This window comes from Levilactobacillus yiduensis (genome assembly GCF_024718525.1).
Taxonomy (GTDB): Bacteria; Bacillota; Bacilli; order Lactobacillales; family Lactobacillaceae; genus Levilactobacillus; species Levilactobacillus yiduensis.
The window spans coordinates 1-17,752 of sequence record NZ_JAMXAZ010000014.1; the positions used below are offsets into that span (position 1 = coordinate 1).

Below are 17,752 nucleotides of genomic sequence, written 5' to 3' on the forward strand. Positions count from 1 at the left end.
CTTACCCGATAGCCCCAATGACACATAAAAGAAACGGGATTAAACCGGGATTAGTACTTGACTAATGGTAGAAAAAACGCCGCGCGATGATACGGCGGCGTAGCGGAAACTGGCCGCCTACCGTTCACCAAATATGGGCTGGAACGCGGTGGGCGGACCGGACCGAGCCTGAGAAGCGGTCTCGGCCTCGCTTTGAGCCGAAGAACACGTCTCAAAGACGCCAGTTCCCTAAACGGCCAAGACCCACCGTCAAGGGAACTCCCACGGCTGAGCCCATATTTGGTGAACTCTCGGCTACAAGTGTGCTGGTCAGTAACAATCGACTTAATCTTGTCCCTAGCCAACACAGTGTTACGGATAAGTACCACCCCCTGGTTGACGCAAACCCCCTAGTTTAACTAATTTTAGCGGACAAAATACTTTCGTTCCAGGGAGCAACACGTTATTTCCGCTTTCAAATCCGACTATTCAAAAAGTGTCTGAGCAATTTAGTCTCAGGCACTCGGGGATGATTATTTATCGGCGACAGTGAAGCGCGTCTGGTGGTGTTGCGGGCGTTCCAGCTCGTCTAAAATGGTGACGGCCATGGTACCGGCGCTGGTGCCAGATTGCTTGGCCGCGTTGACCAGTAAGTCGTTGGTCCCTAACAGGGCGGGCACGGCGGCTCCTGCATGAAAATCAGCGGCTGGCGATACGCCGACCCAGTTGACGTTGTCGACGTCACGCAGGAAGTTCAGTTCCTTGAGCTGGTTTTGCGGGACTTGGATGAAGTCGGCGGCGTGTGGGTCTTTTTCCAGATCACGCACGAACAGGTGATGGTCCGCCCCGGTATAGAGGCTTCCGGCGCCCAGGATAAAGGCTAGCCGCGGTGTCGTCGTCTCGCGCAGTTGGGCTACCAGGTGCGCGGCCAGATCCACGTGTAAGTAAGCCTGCGCGGGAGCCGTCGCAAAGGCGTCAACCACGGCATCGACCGCCGTTAGGTCTGAACGCGTCAGGGCAAAGGCATCAGTCACCTGGGTGGTGAGGTTAGCGTTAGTGCCCAGCGCAGCTAATTTTTCTGCGGAACGCGCAACGGCCACGACTTGATGTCCCCGCCGCAAAGCCTCGGCGACCACGGCCGAGCCGGCCATCCCGGTGGCGCCGATTACCATAATTTTCATAAATGGAATTCCTCCTTTAAGAGCTGGGTTCAGTATAGGCTAGATGGTGGTGGCCGCCAACTATTTTGGCTCGGTCACAACCTGTGGTAGAGTAGGAACAAAACACACAGGGGGTCGGGTACGATGAAGGATGTTGTTCAAGGAAATTTGGTTCATTTGACGGAAATGCGTGATGGGGATGCCGAGTGGCTACAGGATACGCAGTGGGAAGACGGGCTGTTGCGCAACTTGGCGGCGGATGCCTTTCACCCGTGGACAGCCACGGATTATAGCGAACTCGCGGCGGACCCCGACAACAATGAGCGGTTCTTCTTCATGATCCGGGCCAACGCCGATGACGGGCTGCTGGGGTGGGTCGTGCTCGACGATGTTTATTTTAAAAATCGCCGGGCCACATTAGGTATCGCTTTGCCCGTCGTCAGTGACCGCGGCCAGGGCTTTGGCGAGGATGCGCTGAACACGATTCTATCGTTTGCCTTCAACGAGCTGGGCCTGCACAAGGTCGTTTTGGAGGTCAATGCCAACAATCTGGCGGCCATCCACGCCTACGAGGCGGTCGGGTTCGTCCGCGAGGGGGTCAACCGCGAAGGCGTGTTCCAGGACGGCCGCTGGCTGGATCTGTACAGCTACGGCATCTTGGACCGCGAGTGGCAGAGCGCTCAGGTGCTGGATTAACAATCACCTTGTAGCCGAGAGCCTGCTAACTCAGGCTGTGTCGCTACACGCAAGCCGGTTTATCGTGCCAGGGCGTACTACGACAATGACTCTGGTCGATTTTTACCTTTAAAAGTTCGGCAAATAAAAACGAGAGGCCAACCGTAAATCACGGTAGTCTCTCATTTTTTGTGAGCAAAAGATTAATCCGTCTTGCCAATGATTAGGCCGTACCAGTTCCCCTTGTGGGCGTCACCGGCTTCGTCGTATTTACCGCCCATCACATTGTTTAGGATGTAAATTCCTAAGCGGTAGTTGGTCAACTTAGCGCGTTTGGCCTTAGTATAGCCGGCCTTGTTGAGGGCCTTCTCAACGCCCGCCAGCTTTTGGGCGTTCGTTTGACTCTTGTGGGTCATCAGATAGGCGGCGACGGTCTTAAAGGGCACGATGTCGGTGTAGCCAGTCGTTGCGACCGGTTCATCCGGGTCTTCATCCCACGTATCATTGGTGGCGTAGTTAAATGCGGCGATTCGCGATAAGCCCAGGTCGACTGGCGTATTCGGGAACAATTTCACAATTGCTCGGGCCAGCTTCTGGTACTTGCTTTGGTTGATGTATTGCAGGTAATCCTTGGTCGTCACAAAGGCGTCGGGATACAAAATATTTTGGCCCTGGTGATCCGTGGTTTTGCCCAGGGTGACCTGATCACTGCGAACGTAGCCCCGAATGTCGCCCTTCTTCGTGTTAACGCTCGTGTAGTAGTACCACATCGTTTTCCCTTGATGGGACACCAGAACAGAATGAATCTGGGAGAGATTTTGGTTCGTATAGTGCTTCAAGTTCAGAAGTTTCTTGGTGTGGGTCCAATTCCACAAATAGGCGTTTTTCTTGGCGCTGGTCACGTGGTAGGTCTTGCCGGCGTACTTGGGTTGCGCGTAGCTGCGGCGGGTGATTTGATACCCCTTGGGATTGAAGCCCTTCGTCAAACGCGGACTGTAAACCCAGCCGGTCTTACTATTGACCGCGTTGACGACTTTCATCCAGTGAGAATTGCCCTTGTATGTCGCCGTCCCCAGCTTGAACCAAGTGTAGTTTGGATATGATTTGAGGTTGTAGAGCTTTTTGGTATGTGTATCGTTCCAAATGTAAGTATTTTTGGTCCGACTCTTGGCATGATAGGCAACGTCGGTGAACTTGCCGTGCTCAAAAAGGTCTTCGCTGTAATGAATATTGGTAAAATTTGTTTTGATTGTCGCCTGTGCCGAGATGAGGCCACTGAGACCGATCGTGGCGGCGAGCAACGTGAGACAAACCATCTTTTTCATGTTAAATTCCCCCTAGAATAGTCGGTACCACCTCAGTATACGGGTTGCGACCGGGGAGGACAATCGGAAGTTTAGACACAACTAGCGCGGTGCCAGGTAAGTCCCAGTTCCGCGCTAGTTTAAGGTAACTTCTGGATGTTTCACATGAAACATTACATCGGCCACGGTGAGGAGACCGTGACGTGGGCGTTCAATCCGCGCTGTTCGATCCGGCGTTCCTTACGTTGTGCGGTTCGTTTGTCATAGCCGGCACAAATGTAGCGCTGCTCAGCGGTGACGGGCGCCACGTCTGGCAGTGGGTCGCTGGCCGTTGGGTCTTCAATGACATAGGTAATGAAGCAGGTGTAGCCGACGAAACGCTCGCCGGTCGTCAGGTTTTCGCCAATAATTTTGACGAAGACCTCTAGCGACCGCGTCCCGGTACCAGTCACGTAGGCTTCCAAGAACATGGAATCGTCCAGATGAAATGGCCGCAGAAAGCTGACGTGGTCAAAAGAAGCCGTCACCACAGTCTTGTGGGTCAACCGCACGGCCGCCACGGACGCACTGTCGTCGACCAGTGACAGGATCTTACCGCCGAAAACGGAGTCGTGCTCGTTGAGATCGGGTTGAAACACCCGGTGGCTGGTCACGATGAGCGTGGCGTTACAGGAAACGGGAGCTGGTTTATTGGTCAAAAGAGTCACCTCATTATTTTTGCTGCCCCCATTTTAACAGAGTCCCTGAGAAACGGCGACACTGACGGTAGGTTACGGGTTTATTAATTTTTCGCAATATCTGAGTAAAATGCTGCGGTCAACGCGAGGAGCTTTGCTATACTGTGGGTAAATCAGCAAGGAGGGGTGTTAGCATGTTCTATCATGGTGAACCGTTGGACTTGATGCCAACGCTAGATTTGGCGGAAACGTATCCGTTGCTCGAGTGTACACTGAGTTTGACGCACCCCATTGACGTGGACCGGTTGAAGACCGCGATTGCCACGACACAAACGGTGGTCCCACAGGTGTTGGGCCGCTACAATTTACGTTGGAATCGGTTCGAAGTTGAGACCGACGTCTTGGACCAGGTGATCGAAGAATTTACGGCCGCCCATGACCCGGGACGTGCGGCCTTAGACGTTTTAGCCGGTCCGCAACTGAAGATCCAAGTCCTCCATCATCCCGACTATGATGCGTTGCGGTTGTCGATGAGCCGCCTGTTGACGGACGGTGAGGGGTTCAAACACTACCTCTACTTGTTGGCGGCGGCCTACGATGGGCAGGACCTGGCGAACTTTACCAATGAGCGCAGCGTGCGGAAAATTTTGGCCCACCTGCGCCATCCCCATCGCGCCTTGCCGACGTTGAACGGCAACTCGGATGAGACCTTCCCGCGGTTACGGGGGGATGTCCACCACCACCGCGGTGAGGCCACGATTCCGCGCGTCGTCAGTCGGCGGTTGCGCCAACGCACGCAGGCGGAAAATGTGACCATGAACGCCGTCTTGTTATCGGCGTACGCACTGGCCCTCTTTGCCCTGACCGGTGAAAATCGGCTGGTGATCCCGTATCAAGTGGATCTGCGGTTGCACGGTCCGGTCGTGGCAACCAACGTGGTCCAAGTCGCGAACCTGACCAGCGAAATGCCGATTCCCATTACGGTAGAAGCCGGCGACCAACTGGCGGACGTGGTTCAGCGCACGCAGGCGACCATCAGTCAGTTGCGCGCCGAATTGGCCTACCTGCCGCCGTTAGTCGAGCTCAACCGCATGAGCCGTGCGTTACCACCACAATTGGTCCGGCGCTTAGCGGGTAAACACCGGCCGCAAGCGGCTATTTCCTTTGCCAACTTCGGTCATATCGACCATACCCGCTTGCAATTTGCCGGGGCCGCGGTCAGTCAGATCTACTTTGCCGGGGCCTACCGCACGATGCCGCATTTCCAACTGACCGTCAGCGTGTACCACGACGCGTGGACGCTGGCCTTTCGAATGTTGGGCTCGGAGCCGGACTACCAGCTGGGCATCAAAATCTTGAAAAATGTCGTCGCCCAACTGACCCAGTGGGGCCGCGGCAACTAGCGGTTACCCGGATGGCATTCACCTGTGGCTGTCAGGCGTTCCACTCACAGAGTTGTCGTGGTCGTCCGGCGTGAATCATTGGACCCAGAACACTGAGTTCTGAGGGGTGGACCACTGCCATGTCCGCGCGAGTGGCAAACATACCGGAGGCGGTCAGGCGTGTAGCCAGCTGTGTCGACGGTGTTACCTGGCGTTTTGGGCCAGGTTACAGCGTGGGGCGACTTGGAAGACTCGCGATTTTGGCGAGGCTTTCAAGCGAACCGGAAGCCCGCTTTTCAGGCTGGAGGTGTCCCCCATAGCAGGCGGAATGCCTGACAGCCGCAGGTAACTGGTTTGATCAACCGTAAGTCGGCGAGCACCACGCAACGTTGTTAAATACGATAGACAAAACGCCCGGACACCGAAGTGCACCGGACGTTTTTAAGTTTAAGCTGATAAGTTTACCGCGCCGTGGGGGAGTGCTAAGAAGGAGGCGGTATCCTTAACGTTGTCTGTACGTGTAGTGTAGCATGTTTTTCACAAACCAGGGGGTTAGACGATTTGAAAGTCGCCCAGTCACCGCGAAATGGCTAAAAACACTGGGAGTTGGAGGAATTCACTTAACCAACACAGCGTTGTCAATCGCTTATTGTCGCGCGGTGTGTCCCTGGAACCGTACCAAGCCGAGTGCACCGACATTGCAGATCAACAGCATCGTGGCCATGGCCGCGTATGAGCTACCGGACAGACCAACTAGCGGTGATGCCAGGCCGCCACAGGCATTTTGTGCCAGACCAATTACCGCGGAGGCCCCGCCGGCATTACTGGTGGCTTGGTCCATGATGATGGTGACCGTCAGCGTGAGCAGCGCGCCAATCAAGATGACCAGCGCCAGAATCAAGACGCTCACGACCCAGACGTTAGCCGGGAATAACAGCGTTGCCAGCAAAATCGCACTGACGCCGGCCGCTAGGGTCAATAGACTGGTGACTTGTTGGCGGTTGGTGAAGCGACTTGCCAGTTGGCCGGGCAAGTTACTACCGACCACGATGCCCAGCCCATTAAAGGCGTATAGCAGGCTAAACGTTTGCGGCGCTAGGCCAAAGCCCGTTTGAAAGACGAAGGTCGATGCGGAAATGTAGCTGAACAGGCCGCCGTAAACCAAGCCAGTGGCTAGAATCAAGGGCCAAAAGGCGGGTTGAACGACCAGCTTGCCCATGGCTGCCAGCGAAGTGGTAAAGCCGCCAGTCTGGCGTTGGTCAGCGGGCAGGGATTCGTGAAGGCCAAATGCCACGGCCAAAGCGATGACCCAGCCGATGATGGCCAGTAAGATGAAAATGGCTTGCCAGTCGACGTAGTGGATCATGACGCCCCCAATAATCGGCGCGATGATGGGAAAGACGCCATTGACCGTATTAAGCAGCGCATAGAAGCGTGTCAGGCGTTTGCCGGAAAAGAGGTCGCGCGCCACGGCCCGGGCCAGGACTTGACCGGTGGCACCGGCGAGGCCTTGGATAAAGCGTAAAATGATCAGCAGGGTGATCGAATGGATAAAGGCCATGGCCAGCGAAACCAACCCGAAGATGACAAAGCCCGTAATCAGAGGCTTGTGGCGGCCATATTGGTCAGATAACGGCCCGGCAATCAGCTGGCCCAACGCGAGCCCAATCAGGCAGGCGGTGATGCTCAGCTGCATTAGCGAGGCGTTGGTGGCAAATTGGACCTTCATTTGCGGTAGCGCCGGGAGGTACAGGTCAATGGCCAGGGGGCCGGTCGCACTCACGGTCCCCAGTAACAGCGTCAGCCAAATTTGCCGGCGCCGTGTCAGTGTAGGATTCAAAAGCAGTCAGCCTTTCATAAATAAAATTAAAATGATTGCGCGAGTCAGTGGGACATCAGGCTGGCTCTCATTGTTTTTTCTAATTATTGCTGGAATCCCCAAAATTTGCAAGCACTGTTGGTGCTCGTAATGAAATCGTAAGGTTGGTGTAAACGGTGCTAAACGCTGTTAGACCGGGAAAAATCCGATGATGAGAATTCTCTCGGATTAATTTTAGCGAAAACGTGGGCGTTTTGGTCAGTAAATGGTAAGATTAAACTCGACCCCCTTAGATGGCGAAAAGTTTTCCTGGCCACGGCGGGGGTGTATGATAACAGTATATGAATATTTGAATATTAAGGAGCGGCAGCATGAAAGCAATCAAGGAAGTTATGAGTTGGATCATTCCGGTGATCATCGGGTTGGCCATCGCCTTTGCGATTAAGTCATTTGTCTTTACCCGGGTGCGGGTTGACGGGCCATCTATGGAACCGAACCTGCAAAACAACGAAAAGGTTTTTGCCTGGAAGCAAGCGAAGGTCAAGCATTTAAGCGTGATCGTATTCGATGCTCACGGTGAAGATCCTTCTGCCAAGGCCAATACCAATTACGTCAAGCGGGTCATTGGCTTGCCGGGCGATTCCGTAACCAGCAAGAATGGGTACATCTACGTTAACCACAAAAAGATCAAGCAAAGCTTCATTTCTAAGAGTGAACGGACTTCGGGGACCGGTAACTGGACGTTAGCCAGCCTCCAAAAGACGCAGAAATGGAATGATGGCAAGGCCATTACCACGGTCGTCCCTAAGGGCAAGTACTTCGTGTTGGGCGACCATCGGAGCGTGTCTAACGATAGCCGTTACTGGGGCTTCGTTGATAAGGACAAGGTCTTGGGCGTCGTCAAGGTGCCATTCTGGGCTTCCAACAAGACGCGGCGGGCAAATATCAATTCGCTGGCCTACTAATTTAAAAATGTGGCCTGAACGTTAATCGGGCTGAAGAGAAGAGCTAGGGGCATTGCTGCCGAGCTCTTTTTTTGATGGCAGCCGTCACTGCGGCCTTTGCTTGACAACAAATCCAATTTAGTATATGCTTGCGCACGTAATTTTAGGAGAGAAGGGTGCCTATGGTCACCAGTAGCAATGATCCTGACATTTTAAAATGGTTGTCGATCGCCAATCGCTATACCCGAATTGCGTTGGACCGGCGCCTGCAGCCATACCGGCTCAACGCCAGCATGTACTACTACATCTTGCGGATTCATGAGCAGCCGCGGTTGACGCAAGACCGACTGATTGCCCTGACGTATCTGAACCCCAGCAATGTGACCCGCGCGGTCAATCAGCTGGTGAATCTGGGGTATGTCCGCAAACGCCAGTCCAAGGCCGATAAGCGGGTCTATGAGTTATCGTTGACCAAACGCGGTGAGGCCCTGTACCCAGAAATCGTGAAGCTGCGCCAAGAGGTCGCTGACCAATTGCTGACCGACGTGCCGGCCGCAGACCACGATGCGCTGGTCGCCCAGATTCGCCAGGTGGCCTTGCGCGCCGTGGCCAACGAGACGCCGGGAAAGACCGCACCGAAAAATCAGTAAGTCAAAGTGACCGGTAAAAGATGACTAGCCACATGGCCTGGCCTGAGCCGCCTGCCGACAGTTATTGTGATTGGCCAATCGATTTTAAAAGTCGAGTCAAAAAAGAGGCCCAATTTGCAGAATGAATTGAACCTCTCGAATGCTTCCCAGCAACTGACAAAGAACAAAAATAACCAGCAAAGACAAGCGTGTTATCTTGCTGGTTATTTTAGCATACAGATTAAGATTTACGATTGGCATTGATACAATCAATGATGAAGACGATGATAAATGACACGGCGACACTAATAATTGCCTTGATTGAAAGGCCGATATAGCTAAGTAAGTGGTAGTGACCATTGGTAAACAAATCTATTGGTCCCTTTATGGCGAAGACAATCAACAAGATAATGAATGCCATCAGTTCGATGCTGTCAAAGTAATTGGTGAGTTGTACCCGGTATCGCTTGTATAAATTCTTCATTAAAATTCGCGTCCCTTTTAGAAGGATAGGAAGGCGCTAGTCTTTGCTAAAACGCCGGTCCAGTAATTGTTAAAACCAGCTTTTTTGAGAGCAGACTTCAGCGCTAAATTCAGTCTGTGCCTCTAGTGTACACAACATTATCCCCGCAAGCAATCGCGATGTTTTCTTAACCATAGTCTTCATAACATGTTTCCGCCTCTTAATTTTGGAACGATCTCAGCATACTGGTAATTGTAGGAGCAATTAAAGAAGCGAAAGGTTTACGTCTAGAAATGAGGTGGAGGGCAGATGGCAATACGAAGCCTTAGCTTGTCACGGCTAGGTTCTACCGCGTAGGCTCACCACTTTAGAACTGGTCGTAGTCCCGTAATAAAACCGCTAACAAATAAGCGTTGACTTTCCCGGGTAGACGCTCTATGATAAAGACAGAAATGAGTGAGTGTCCACTCATTATTGCAAAGGAGGGGTTTTCATGCGCACCAATACCATTGAAGTCACGGATGTGGCCAAGTCCTTTGGCGATAATCCGGTGTTGAAGCAAATCAGTCTACGGTTACCCGCGGGCCAAATCATGGGGTTGATCGGCCCGTCTGGGGCGGGTAAGACCACGCTGGTGAAGGCAATCTTGGGGATGGAGAAGGTCGATGCCGGCACGACCACGGTGCTGGGTGTCACGATGCCTAACCGTAAGATCATGCAGCGCATCGGCTACATGGCCCAGAGCGATGCCCTTTACGAAGACCTGACGGCGCGCGAAAATATTCGGTTCTTTGCGGAACTGATGAGCGTGCCGAAGGCCAAATTAACCGCGGCCATTACGCATGCGGCAACGGTGGTCAATTTGACGGATGCGTTAGACCGCCGCGTGTCCGCTTATTCTGGGGGGATGAAACGGCGGTTATCACTGGCAATCGCGTTGGTGCAAGACCCTGACCTCTTGATCTTAGATGAGCCGACGGTGGGAATCGACCCCGAGTTGCGGCAACAGATCTGGGCGGAACTTAACCAGCTGCGGGATGCCGGCAAGTCGATTCTGGTGACGACCCACGTCATGGACGAGGCCGAGCGGTGTGATTACCTGATGCTGATTCGTGAGGGCATCGCGTTGGCTCAGGGCACACCACAGAACCTGGAGCACGAATATGCGGTATCAACGATCGAACAAGTCTTTTTGAAAGCGGGGCGGCTACAAGATGAGAGTCATCGCGATATTTAAACGGGTCATTCGAGAAATGCTGCGGGATAAGCGAACGTTAGCATTGATGTTCATTGCGCCATTATTTATTTTATCTTTGATGTATTTCTTATTTAATACCAACTCAGATTCGGTGGCCAAGATCGGTGTCAGCAATGTCGATACCAGTCTGGTCAAGGCCGTCAAGAACAAGCACGTTAAGCTCCATCACTACACCAAAACGACGACCGCTAAGACGGCGGTGCGAGAAGATAATTTGGCAGCTTTCATTCAGCAAAAGTCAGGCAAGCTAACGGTGACCTACCAAAACAGCCAGCCCAGTGATTCGGCGCTGGTACGGCAGGCCTTGCAGGGCGGGTTGACCAAGCTGCGGGTTCAGGCATTGGTGGCAGCGACCAAGGCACAAAAGCAGGCGCTGACCACGCAGGCCAAGGCGTTAAAGGCGGTCATGGCCCAGCAACAACAAATGGCTGCGTCACAAGGCAAGCGGCCGTCAGCGACGGCGACCGCTAAGACCCAGCTTCAGGCCCCCAAGACCTACACGGTGACCAGCCATTACCTGTACGGTAGCGCGGACTCGACCTTCTTCGATACGTTCTTACCGATTCTGCTGGGATTCTTCGTCTTCTTCTTTGTCTTCCTGATTTCGGGAATTTCCCTACTGAATGAGCGGACGACGGGCACACTGACGCGGTTGTTAGCCACGCCAATTCGCCGCGGCGAGATCATCAGCGGCTACCTGTTGGGTTACGGGCTATTTGCCCTGGTCCAAACGCTGATTACCGTGACATTTGCGTTGACGGTCTTTAAGATTCACATGTTAGGGAGCGTCTGGCTGATTTTACTGATCAACTTCTTGCTGGCGTTGGTGGCGCTGTCGATGGGAATCTTCGTGTCGACGTTTGCCAATTCAGAATTCCAGATGATGCAGTTTATTCCCATCCTCATCGTGCCGCAGGTCTTCTTCTCCGGCCTGATCCCGGTCGACCAGATGGCCCACTGGCTGCAGTGGATCGCCCACATCTTCCCGCTATACTACGGCGGCAATGCGCTGATGAATGTGGCGACACGGGGGATGACCTTCAGTGGCGTTGCTGGTGAGCTGGCAATTCTAGTGGGCTTCACCGCACTGTTTACGGTACTCAATGTCGTTGGGATGAAACGCTATCGGAGGGTCTAACATGACACAGGAAATGAATATTCAAACCGCCTTTCAAGACGTGATGGCGGCCAGCGGGGACATTCCCCCAAAACAGAAACGGGTGTTGGCGGCGAGCCTCGAGCTGTTCGCGGCCCACGGGTTTGCCAACACTACCACCAAGGAAATTGCTGCGCGCGCCGACGTGGCTGAGGGCACCGTTTACCGGCGCTATAAGACGAAAAATGAGCTGCTGGCGGCCGTGCTGGCGCCGTTTACCACGGAGGTCTTGCCGCGGTTGGTCGAGGAATTTGCGGCCAAGGTGATCCGACAAGAATACATGACGCGCCACGACCTGATCACGGCGGTCGTCACGGATCGGCTGCAATTTTTGCAGGACAACGGGCAGGTCATGCGGGTGCTGGCGACGGAAATCATGGTGCGGGCGGACTTGCGAGAACAATTTCTGAAGCGCGCGGTGCCGCTGGTGCAGCGTAACCTGTATCCTTTGTTGGAGCGGCTCAAGGCCGACGGGGAGCTAGTGGATTGGCCCAACGACCGCATCGCCCAGTTCATGATTGGGACCATGGTCAGCCAGTTTGTCCGCAGCAATCTGGCCGCTGAACCGGTCACGACGGCGGGCCCGCTCATGATTGATTTCTTGGAAAAGGGCTTGGCCCCTAAATAAGGATTGGTAGGGTCTGGGATAAGCGTCTCAGGCCTTTTCTGTCTCCGAATATCTGGTGTTGAAACCAGCTAACCGCTGCCGTTTTGGCTTCACCAGGTTTGGCCGGACACCGGTGAAATTGATGCGTTAGGTCAGAATTTAATTGCCTTTGCCAAACGAAAGCGCTAGAATGAAAACAACTAAATTATGAGATTATAATGAGAATTCTCATGAGGGTACCGGAAAGGAGTTCGTTTTATGCCAGAAACAAAATTAGATCATGAACTAACCACTACCGAGATTGCGGCCCTGCAGGCCGATCTACAGGCCCAGCCAGCACATCAAGTCATCAGCCGCGCTACCATTAAAAATGGGGTGTTGGCGGCGTCTGAAGATCCCCAAGCCGCTGTTCGGTTGAACCGGACCTTCTCTGTCGAACTACCCACGGGTAAAGTGGCCAACCAAAAGCATTCCGGACGTTGCTGGCTCTTTGCCACGCTGAATGTGATTCGTCATCAGTTTGCGGCCAAGTACCACGTCAAAGATTTTGAGTTGTCTCAGAGTTATCTGTTCTTCTGGGACCGGGTCGAACGGGCTAACATCTTCTATGACCGCATTTTGCGTACGGCCGACCAGCCCTTGGATGACCGCGAAGTGGCCAGTATTTTGGAGAGTCCCGACAATGATGGTGGGCAATGGGCGATGGGGGCGGCGCTCGTGCAAAAGTACGGGGTCGTGCCGACCAGCGCCATGCCAGAATCCTTTAACAGCAACGATACCACCGGAATTGGTGCGGCGATGAATTTGAAATTACGTAAGGATGCTTTGGCGTTGCGGCAGTTGGTCGCAGACGGTGCCAGCGAAGAAAAGATTGCGGCAACGCGGGCTCAAGCCCTAAAGGAAATCTACCGGATGGCGGTCTACGCGTTTGGCGAACCGCCCGCAACGTTTGACCTGGAATTCAAGGACGACGACCATAAGCTCCACCGGGCCGCGGGATTGACGCCACAGGGCTTCTTCCAGGATTACTTTGACATTGACCTGGATGATTATGTCGTCATTTCCAACTCACCAGACAAGGCCTTTGATCAGCTATACCGCCTGCCGAGTCAGGAAAATATCGTCGGTGGCAAGCACATTACCTTCTTGAACCTGCCGCTGGCGGAGATGAAACGCGCCGCTGTCGCCCAATTACAAAGCGGTGAAGCGGTCTGGTTTGGCAATGATGTGCTTCAACAGATGAGCAGAGAACGCGGCTTCTTGGATAGCCACTTGTTCCAGATCAGCGACCTGTTTGGCGTGGACCTGAGCCTGACCAAGGCCCAACGTCTTGCCACGGGTGAAGCCAACGTGTCACACGCGATGACGCTGACCGGTGTCAATTTGGTGGATGACGCGCCTAACCGTTGGAAAGTTGAAAACAGCTGGGGCGAAAAGAATGGTGACAAAGGGTACTTCGTGATGACCGATGAATGGCTCGATGACTTCGTTTATGAAGTTGTCGTCCACAAGCGTTTCTTGACGTCGGCCCAACAAGCACTCTTGAACGCGGAGCCACACGTTTTGGCACCGTGGGATTCCTTAGCTTAATCAGATTTCAGCAATAGAAGTTCAGAGATAACAAAGGGTCTGAGGCAAAAGTCTCAGACCCTTTGTTATCTCCAAGTAGCTGGTGTTGAAGCCTGGGCCAACTAACTGCCTTTCGTCCCACGCTATTTTTTAGGCAATGTTTCATGTGAAACATCTCGGCAGAAATTTCAGTAAAAAATGGGTTAGGACTGGTAATCACCGCTACATAACGCGTAGAATTAAAGCAGACGCTGACGAGACAAACTGATGAGGTGATAGGATGCACAACTTTTTATTTGATTTTGATAGTACCCTCGCGGATACCCGCGATGTAGCCGTATTGGCGACCCAAAAAGCATACGCGGCCAAGGGATTAACGGTTCCTAGTCGTGATGCCGTCGTGAGTTACATGGGCGTGCCGATTGAAGTCTCCTTTGCCAAAATGGCAACGGAGTCTTTGAGTGACGCCGCCTTAGAAGAGCTGTACACGGAGTTTCGTGCGCAGTACCACGAGGCTGAGAAGTTGGGCATCACCTTGTTTGACGGCATGGCAGCGACCTTGGACGCCCTCAAGAAGCGGGGCGCGCGGCTGTTTGTTGTTTCAAGCAAGCATTCGGTTCCCTTGCAGCGAAATTTGGACCAAATTGGCCTGGGTCAGACCTTTGAGGCCATCAGTGGGTCAGACACCGTGGCGCACTATAAGCCAGCGCCGGACGGCATCTTGAGCCTGCTGGACCGTTTCAACTTGAATCCCGCACAAAGCGTCATGATCGGCGATGCCAAATACGACATGCAGATGGGCAATAACGCGGGAATCGCGACAGCCGCAGCGATGTGGGGAGCCGCAGATCCGGCTTCCGTGAAAGCCGAAAAGCCGACGTACCTGTTACGGACGCCAGCGGCATTACTGATGATTTTTAGATAGATTGGCAATAGAGAATTAGGCGCGGGTTTCGGCTAGTTAAGCTCGTGAGCGAAGTTTGGGTGGTTTTTCCCAAACTTTTTTTGACGAAAAAAAACCGTCCCTGGTTAGAGGACGGCGTCGACTCGCTTGGTTAGGGCAAGCCGTTCATTTTATTTGGTGAATAAAATGAAAAAAGGTTGGTTAATAGGTTTTTATTGGTATGCTTGTATCCTAGCTGGCAATTGTGAAGAAATTGTGAAGAAAATTTATAGTCTGATAATGCTTATCATTAGAATCATCTTAATGACTATCGTTTTTCGATGATTCCGGCAATTGAACGGGGGTTGGATTACTTTTTTCTAATCGTTTAAGGCATATTTTTATATAAAATCAGAGATATTAAGTCATTGTCATCGAGATAAATTTATATTTCTGATGTTATTGATAAGTTTTAGCATATTGGTTTAAATATTAAGATTTTATTAAGAAAAATAGACTGAGCGGTCAATTGCCCAGTCCATTTAGATTTAATCTGATTTTTTGACACAGAGCCCTTAGTCCCGATGATGGCCGTGATGGGGACCAGCCAACAGTTGGGGCTTACCGTCCGGATGGTGATGGCAATGGCCGCCGTGGCCGTGGTGACAGCCGCCACCGAGCTGGCGTTGTTTGGTATGTTCCTTTTCAATCAGGAGTTGCTTCTTGAGTTGCCGGTTCTTCCAGAAGCCATGAATCATTACGGTGACTGGAATGATTTCCAGCGAAACGGTGGCGGGAATCAGCCACGGATACTCGGCAATCAATGCAGAAAAACGGTCGCGGTGTTCCTTCATTTCTTCGGCCGACACTTGTGGGGCCGCTAACTTGTCTTTAAACATATCGTCACGCTCCTTTGGCCCTATCATACCCCAAAGAGAAAGCGCTGTCAGTTAATGGACCATTTTTTCTAACGGCGATTCCGCCACAGGCTCCAAAGATGCAAGAGCCCCAAAATGACGGCGATGCCCAGTAGACCGGTCTCCAAGATAACGATGCCACTGAGATGACGATACTGTTGGTAAAGTAAGACGCCGCCGAGCACTAGCAGGCCGCCGCCCCACGGGATAAATTTGTTGATCATAGGGTTCCTCCCAAGAAAAAAACGGCACCGAAAAGTTCGGCACCGTTTGCGGATAGATTATTCAGCAACCTTAACCAAGACGGCTTTCGTCACGTCATTGTCAACGTCGCGGTTAATGTGATAACCGGCGACCTTTAATTTAGCGGCGTTATTTTTACCCGTCAACGTCTGCTTGACCGTAAACTTTTGCGTCATTGGAATGTCAGACAGCTTCCCTTTGAATTTAATGACAGTGTTGTCACCCTTGGTCTTGAAGGTGGTGTTGAGCGTGCCCACCTTGCTCAAGGCATTGTCCTTCTTAGCGGCGCTGTAAGACTTGTAGATCTTGTTGACGTTGTAGACCGTGGCCTTACCATTGCTGTTGAAACGGTAGGCTTCTAGGCCGGAGTTGCTCTTGGCGTTCACGGAACCCGTGACGTACCAGAGTTGCTTAGAACTAGTTAACGTGGACTTCACGTCTGACTTTTTCGTCGTTTTGTTTTTAAAACTAGCTTGTTGATTGCTCCCGGACTGACTGCTTGAGCTGCAACCGGCTAAGCCCACAGCCATGATGGCCACGAGACTCAGAGCGGCGGCAAAAATACGGGATTTCTTCATATCTCAATCACCTCATCCAAAATAATAACAGTTTTGTGCGCGACACACAAACCGCCTACTTCTATATGACTAGTATAGCATGGGGTTACTGGTAAAATCGGTTGTACCCAGTTAAAAAAGTGTTAAGTTGCGGTGACAGTCGTTAATAATCATTATTAGTTATTAAAAATCAATAATTAATAACTAATAAAAGAAGACAAACGTATGTTCTTTTGGTAAACTAGAGCTATCACTTTAGAAGAGATGAGAGGAAGAGGAAAATGAGCAAACGATATCGGGGGCGTCGTCGAGGGAAAGTCTCCATCTATACAGCGATTGCGGTAATTTTGATTGGGGCTGTGGGGGCATTGAGCAGCCAGGGCAATCCGACTGCCCGTAAGATTACGGACGTTGCGACTAGCCTGGTGGGCAGTTCCAGTAGTAGTCAGAACGCGGGCTCAGCGACGACCACGCCTAAGCAGTCTGTGGCCACCAAGGCGTTGGCTGACCAGAAATACACCGGGACCCAAATCGTGGCGGTCAACCACAACAAGCCGACCTTCACCACGGCCGAGCTGTCGACCAAGAAGGGCGCCTGGGCCACGTATGGCGACCTGGACAGCCTGAATCGGGTGACCACGGCCAATGCGCTGTTGAGCAAGAGTACCATGCCCACGGCTAAACGGCAGCCGCTGTACGTCAGTCCCACTGGTTGGAAGAACAAGGCCTACACGGTCAACGGCAAGAAGGGCTACCTATATAACCGTAGTCATTTGATTGGCTATCAGTTGACCGGGCAAAACAACAATTTGAAAAACTTGATGACCGGGACCCGGTCGCTGAACGACCCTGGCATGACGGCGTATGAAAATCCGGTAGCCAGTTACCTGAAGAGCCACCCCAATGATTACGTGCGTTACCAGGTGCAGCCCGTCTTTCGGGGCAATGAGCTGGTCGCACGGGGTGTTCACATGCAGGCCAAATCTGTGAAGAATACCGGTATTTCTTATAACGTCTATATTTTTAATATCCAAGCCGGCGTCAAAATCAACTATAGTACGGGGACCAGTCAGTATGGCAATCCCGCTAGCAGCTTTTAAGGGGTGAAAATTAGGGGCCTGGGACAAAAGTTTCGGGCCTTTTGTGTCTCCGAATATCTGGTGTTGAAACCTGGGCCAAAAGGCAGCTGGTTCCGCTTAAAACTGATAAGCAAACAATCCAAGCCCGGGATTATTCGCTTATCAGCCTTAATGCTCGCCAGCTAACCGCCTTTTGGCCCACTCTCCTTTAAAGTTACCGCCGATTCATGTAGCGGTAGATGCTATACAAAATAATTCCGGCCAGCACAATGAGGCCGATTGCCGGATTGTCGCGAAAGAGCCAGTGGACGACGCGTAGTGGACTGGTGCCGTGTAAGCCGCCAATTAAGGTGGTGAGGTGAAGCAGCATGTAACCATCTCCCGATGAAATTTTTTAAAAATTATCTGAAAAAATTAAGGAAAAGTAAAGACTTTTCAGCGATTTAGCGTA

At 52.3% G+C, this 17,752-nt stretch carries 19 protein-coding genes; 10 read left to right on the forward strand and 9 right to left on the reverse strand.

All coding sequences use genetic code 11. The features are described from left to right. Positions 1-512: 512 nt before the first annotated feature. The gene (locus tag NGM66_RS08780) at positions 513-1,160 is read right to left on the reverse strand and encodes an NAD(P)-dependent oxidoreductase (protein ID WP_208910920.1); all 648 of its coding nucleotides are present in this window, start codon (positions 1,158-1,160) and stop codon (positions 513-515) included. 123 nt (positions 1,161-1,283) lie between these two features. On the opposite strand from NGM66_RS08780, the gene NGM66_RS08785 reads away from it, so the two are divergent. Next, positions 1,284-1,835: a GNAT family N-acetyltransferase gene (locus NGM66_RS08785; protein WP_208910919.1), complete on the forward strand. Its 552-nt coding sequence runs from the start codon at positions 1,284-1,286 to the stop codon at positions 1,833-1,835. A 182-nt stretch (positions 1,836-2,017) separates the two neighbouring features. Here NGM66_RS08785 and NGM66_RS08790 read toward each other — a convergent pair whose 3' ends face one another. Both NGM66_RS08790 and NGM66_RS08795 read right to left on the reverse strand, forming a co-directional pair. After that, the gene (locus NGM66_RS08790; RefSeq protein WP_208910918.1) at positions 2,018-3,139 is read right to left on the reverse strand and encodes a D-alanyl-D-alanine carboxypeptidase; all 1,122 of its coding nucleotides are present in this window, start codon (positions 3,137-3,139) and stop codon (positions 2,018-2,020) included. A gap of 152 nt (positions 3,140-3,291) precedes the next feature. Then, positions 3,292-3,816: an acyl-CoA thioesterase gene (locus tag NGM66_RS08795; protein WP_208910917.1), complete on the reverse strand. Its 525-nt coding sequence runs from the start codon at positions 3,814-3,816 to the stop codon at positions 3,292-3,294. A gap of 173 nt (positions 3,817-3,989) precedes the next feature. Between NGM66_RS08795 and NGM66_RS08800 the strand changes: the two genes are divergently transcribed. Next, positions 3,990-5,198, forward strand: coding sequence for a condensation domain-containing protein (locus NGM66_RS08800; protein ID WP_208910916.1), 1,209 nt, complete (start codon positions 3,990-3,992; stop codon positions 5,196-5,198). A gap of 625 nt (positions 5,199-5,823) precedes the next feature. Here the strand turns inward: NGM66_RS08800 and NGM66_RS08805 are convergent. Then, complete coding sequence (locus tag NGM66_RS08805) at positions 5,824-7,017, reverse strand: multidrug effflux MFS transporter (protein ID WP_373418483.1); 1,194 nt, start codon at positions 7,015-7,017, stop codon at positions 5,824-5,826. 350 nt (positions 7,018-7,367) lie between these two features. Between NGM66_RS08805 and lepB the strand changes: the two genes are divergently transcribed. Next, the gene (lepB, locus tag NGM66_RS08810) at positions 7,368-7,961 is read left to right on the forward strand and encodes a signal peptidase I (protein WP_208910915.1); all 594 of its coding nucleotides are present in this window, start codon (positions 7,368-7,370) and stop codon (positions 7,959-7,961) included. Between the two features lie 161 nt (positions 7,962-8,122). Next, positions 8,123-8,590 (forward strand): MarR family winged helix-turn-helix transcriptional regulator, encoded by a 468-nt coding sequence (locus NGM66_RS08815; protein ID WP_208910914.1) that lies wholly within the window; start codon positions 8,123-8,125, stop codon positions 8,588-8,590. Between the two features lie 220 nt (positions 8,591-8,810). Here NGM66_RS08815 and NGM66_RS08820 read toward each other — a convergent pair whose 3' ends face one another. Further along, positions 8,811-9,053, reverse strand: a complete 243-nt coding sequence (locus NGM66_RS08820; protein WP_208910913.1) for a hypothetical protein — start codon at positions 9,051-9,053, stop codon at positions 8,811-8,813. Between the two features lie 472 nt (positions 9,054-9,525). Between NGM66_RS08820 and NGM66_RS08825 the strand changes: the two genes are divergently transcribed. The 5 genes from NGM66_RS08825 (at position 9,526) to NGM66_RS08845 (ending at position 14,547) form a co-directional block, all read left to right on the forward strand. Further along, on the forward strand, positions 9,526-10,269 hold the full coding sequence (locus tag NGM66_RS08825; RefSeq protein WP_208910912.1) for an ABC transporter ATP-binding protein: 744 nt from the start codon (positions 9,526-9,528) through the stop codon (positions 10,267-10,269). After that, the gene (locus tag NGM66_RS08830) at positions 10,247-11,428 is read left to right on the forward strand and encodes an ABC transporter permease (RefSeq protein WP_208910911.1); all 1,182 of its coding nucleotides are present in this window, start codon (positions 10,247-10,249) and stop codon (positions 11,426-11,428) included. Before NGM66_RS08825 ends, NGM66_RS08830 begins: the two co-directional genes overlap by 23 nt. A 1-nt stretch (position 11,429) precedes the next feature. Further along, complete coding sequence (locus tag NGM66_RS08835; protein ID WP_208910910.1) at positions 11,430-12,074, forward strand: TetR/AcrR family transcriptional regulator; 645 nt, start codon at positions 11,430-11,432, stop codon at positions 12,072-12,074. Between the two features lie 237 nt (positions 12,075-12,311). After that, entirely contained in the window at positions 12,312-13,643 is a 1,332-nt protein-coding gene (locus tag NGM66_RS08840) for a C1 family peptidase (protein WP_208910909.1), read from the forward strand. A gap of 259 nt (positions 13,644-13,902) precedes the next feature. Next, positions 13,903-14,547, forward strand: coding sequence for an HAD family hydrolase (locus NGM66_RS08845; RefSeq protein ID WP_208910908.1), 645 nt, complete (start codon positions 13,903-13,905; stop codon positions 14,545-14,547). Between the two features lie 533 nt (positions 14,548-15,080). Here the strand turns inward: NGM66_RS08845 and NGM66_RS08850 are convergent. From NGM66_RS08850 to NGM66_RS08860, 3 genes are all read right to left on the reverse strand, one after another. After that, positions 15,081-15,404 (reverse strand): transposase, encoded by a 324-nt coding sequence (locus tag NGM66_RS08850; protein WP_208910907.1) that lies wholly within the window; start codon positions 15,402-15,404, stop codon positions 15,081-15,083. A 68-nt stretch (positions 15,405-15,472) separates the two neighbouring features. Then, the gene (locus NGM66_RS08855; RefSeq protein WP_208910906.1) at positions 15,473-15,646 is read right to left on the reverse strand and encodes a hypothetical protein; all 174 of its coding nucleotides are present in this window, start codon (positions 15,644-15,646) and stop codon (positions 15,473-15,475) included. Between the two features lie 57 nt (positions 15,647-15,703). Then, positions 15,704-16,243 carry a hypothetical protein gene (locus NGM66_RS08860; RefSeq protein ID WP_208910905.1) on the reverse strand — a complete coding sequence of 180 codons (540 nt, stop codon included), beginning with the start codon at positions 16,241-16,243 and terminating at the stop codon, positions 15,704-15,706. 260 nt (positions 16,244-16,503) lie between these two features. Here NGM66_RS08860 and NGM66_RS08865 point away from each other — a divergent pair, with 260 nt between their 5' ends. Further along, positions 16,504-17,322 carry a DNA/RNA non-specific endonuclease gene (locus NGM66_RS08865; RefSeq protein WP_208910904.1) on the forward strand — a complete coding sequence of 273 codons (819 nt, stop codon included), beginning with the start codon at positions 16,504-16,506 and terminating at the stop codon, positions 17,320-17,322. A gap of 193 nt (positions 17,323-17,515) precedes the next feature. Here the strand turns inward: NGM66_RS08865 and NGM66_RS08870 are convergent, their stop codons facing one another. Beyond that, the gene (locus NGM66_RS08870) at positions 17,516-17,671 is read right to left on the reverse strand and encodes a hypothetical protein (protein WP_208910903.1); all 156 of its coding nucleotides are present in this window, start codon (positions 17,669-17,671) and stop codon (positions 17,516-17,518) included. Positions 17,672-17,752: the final 81 nt, after the last annotated feature.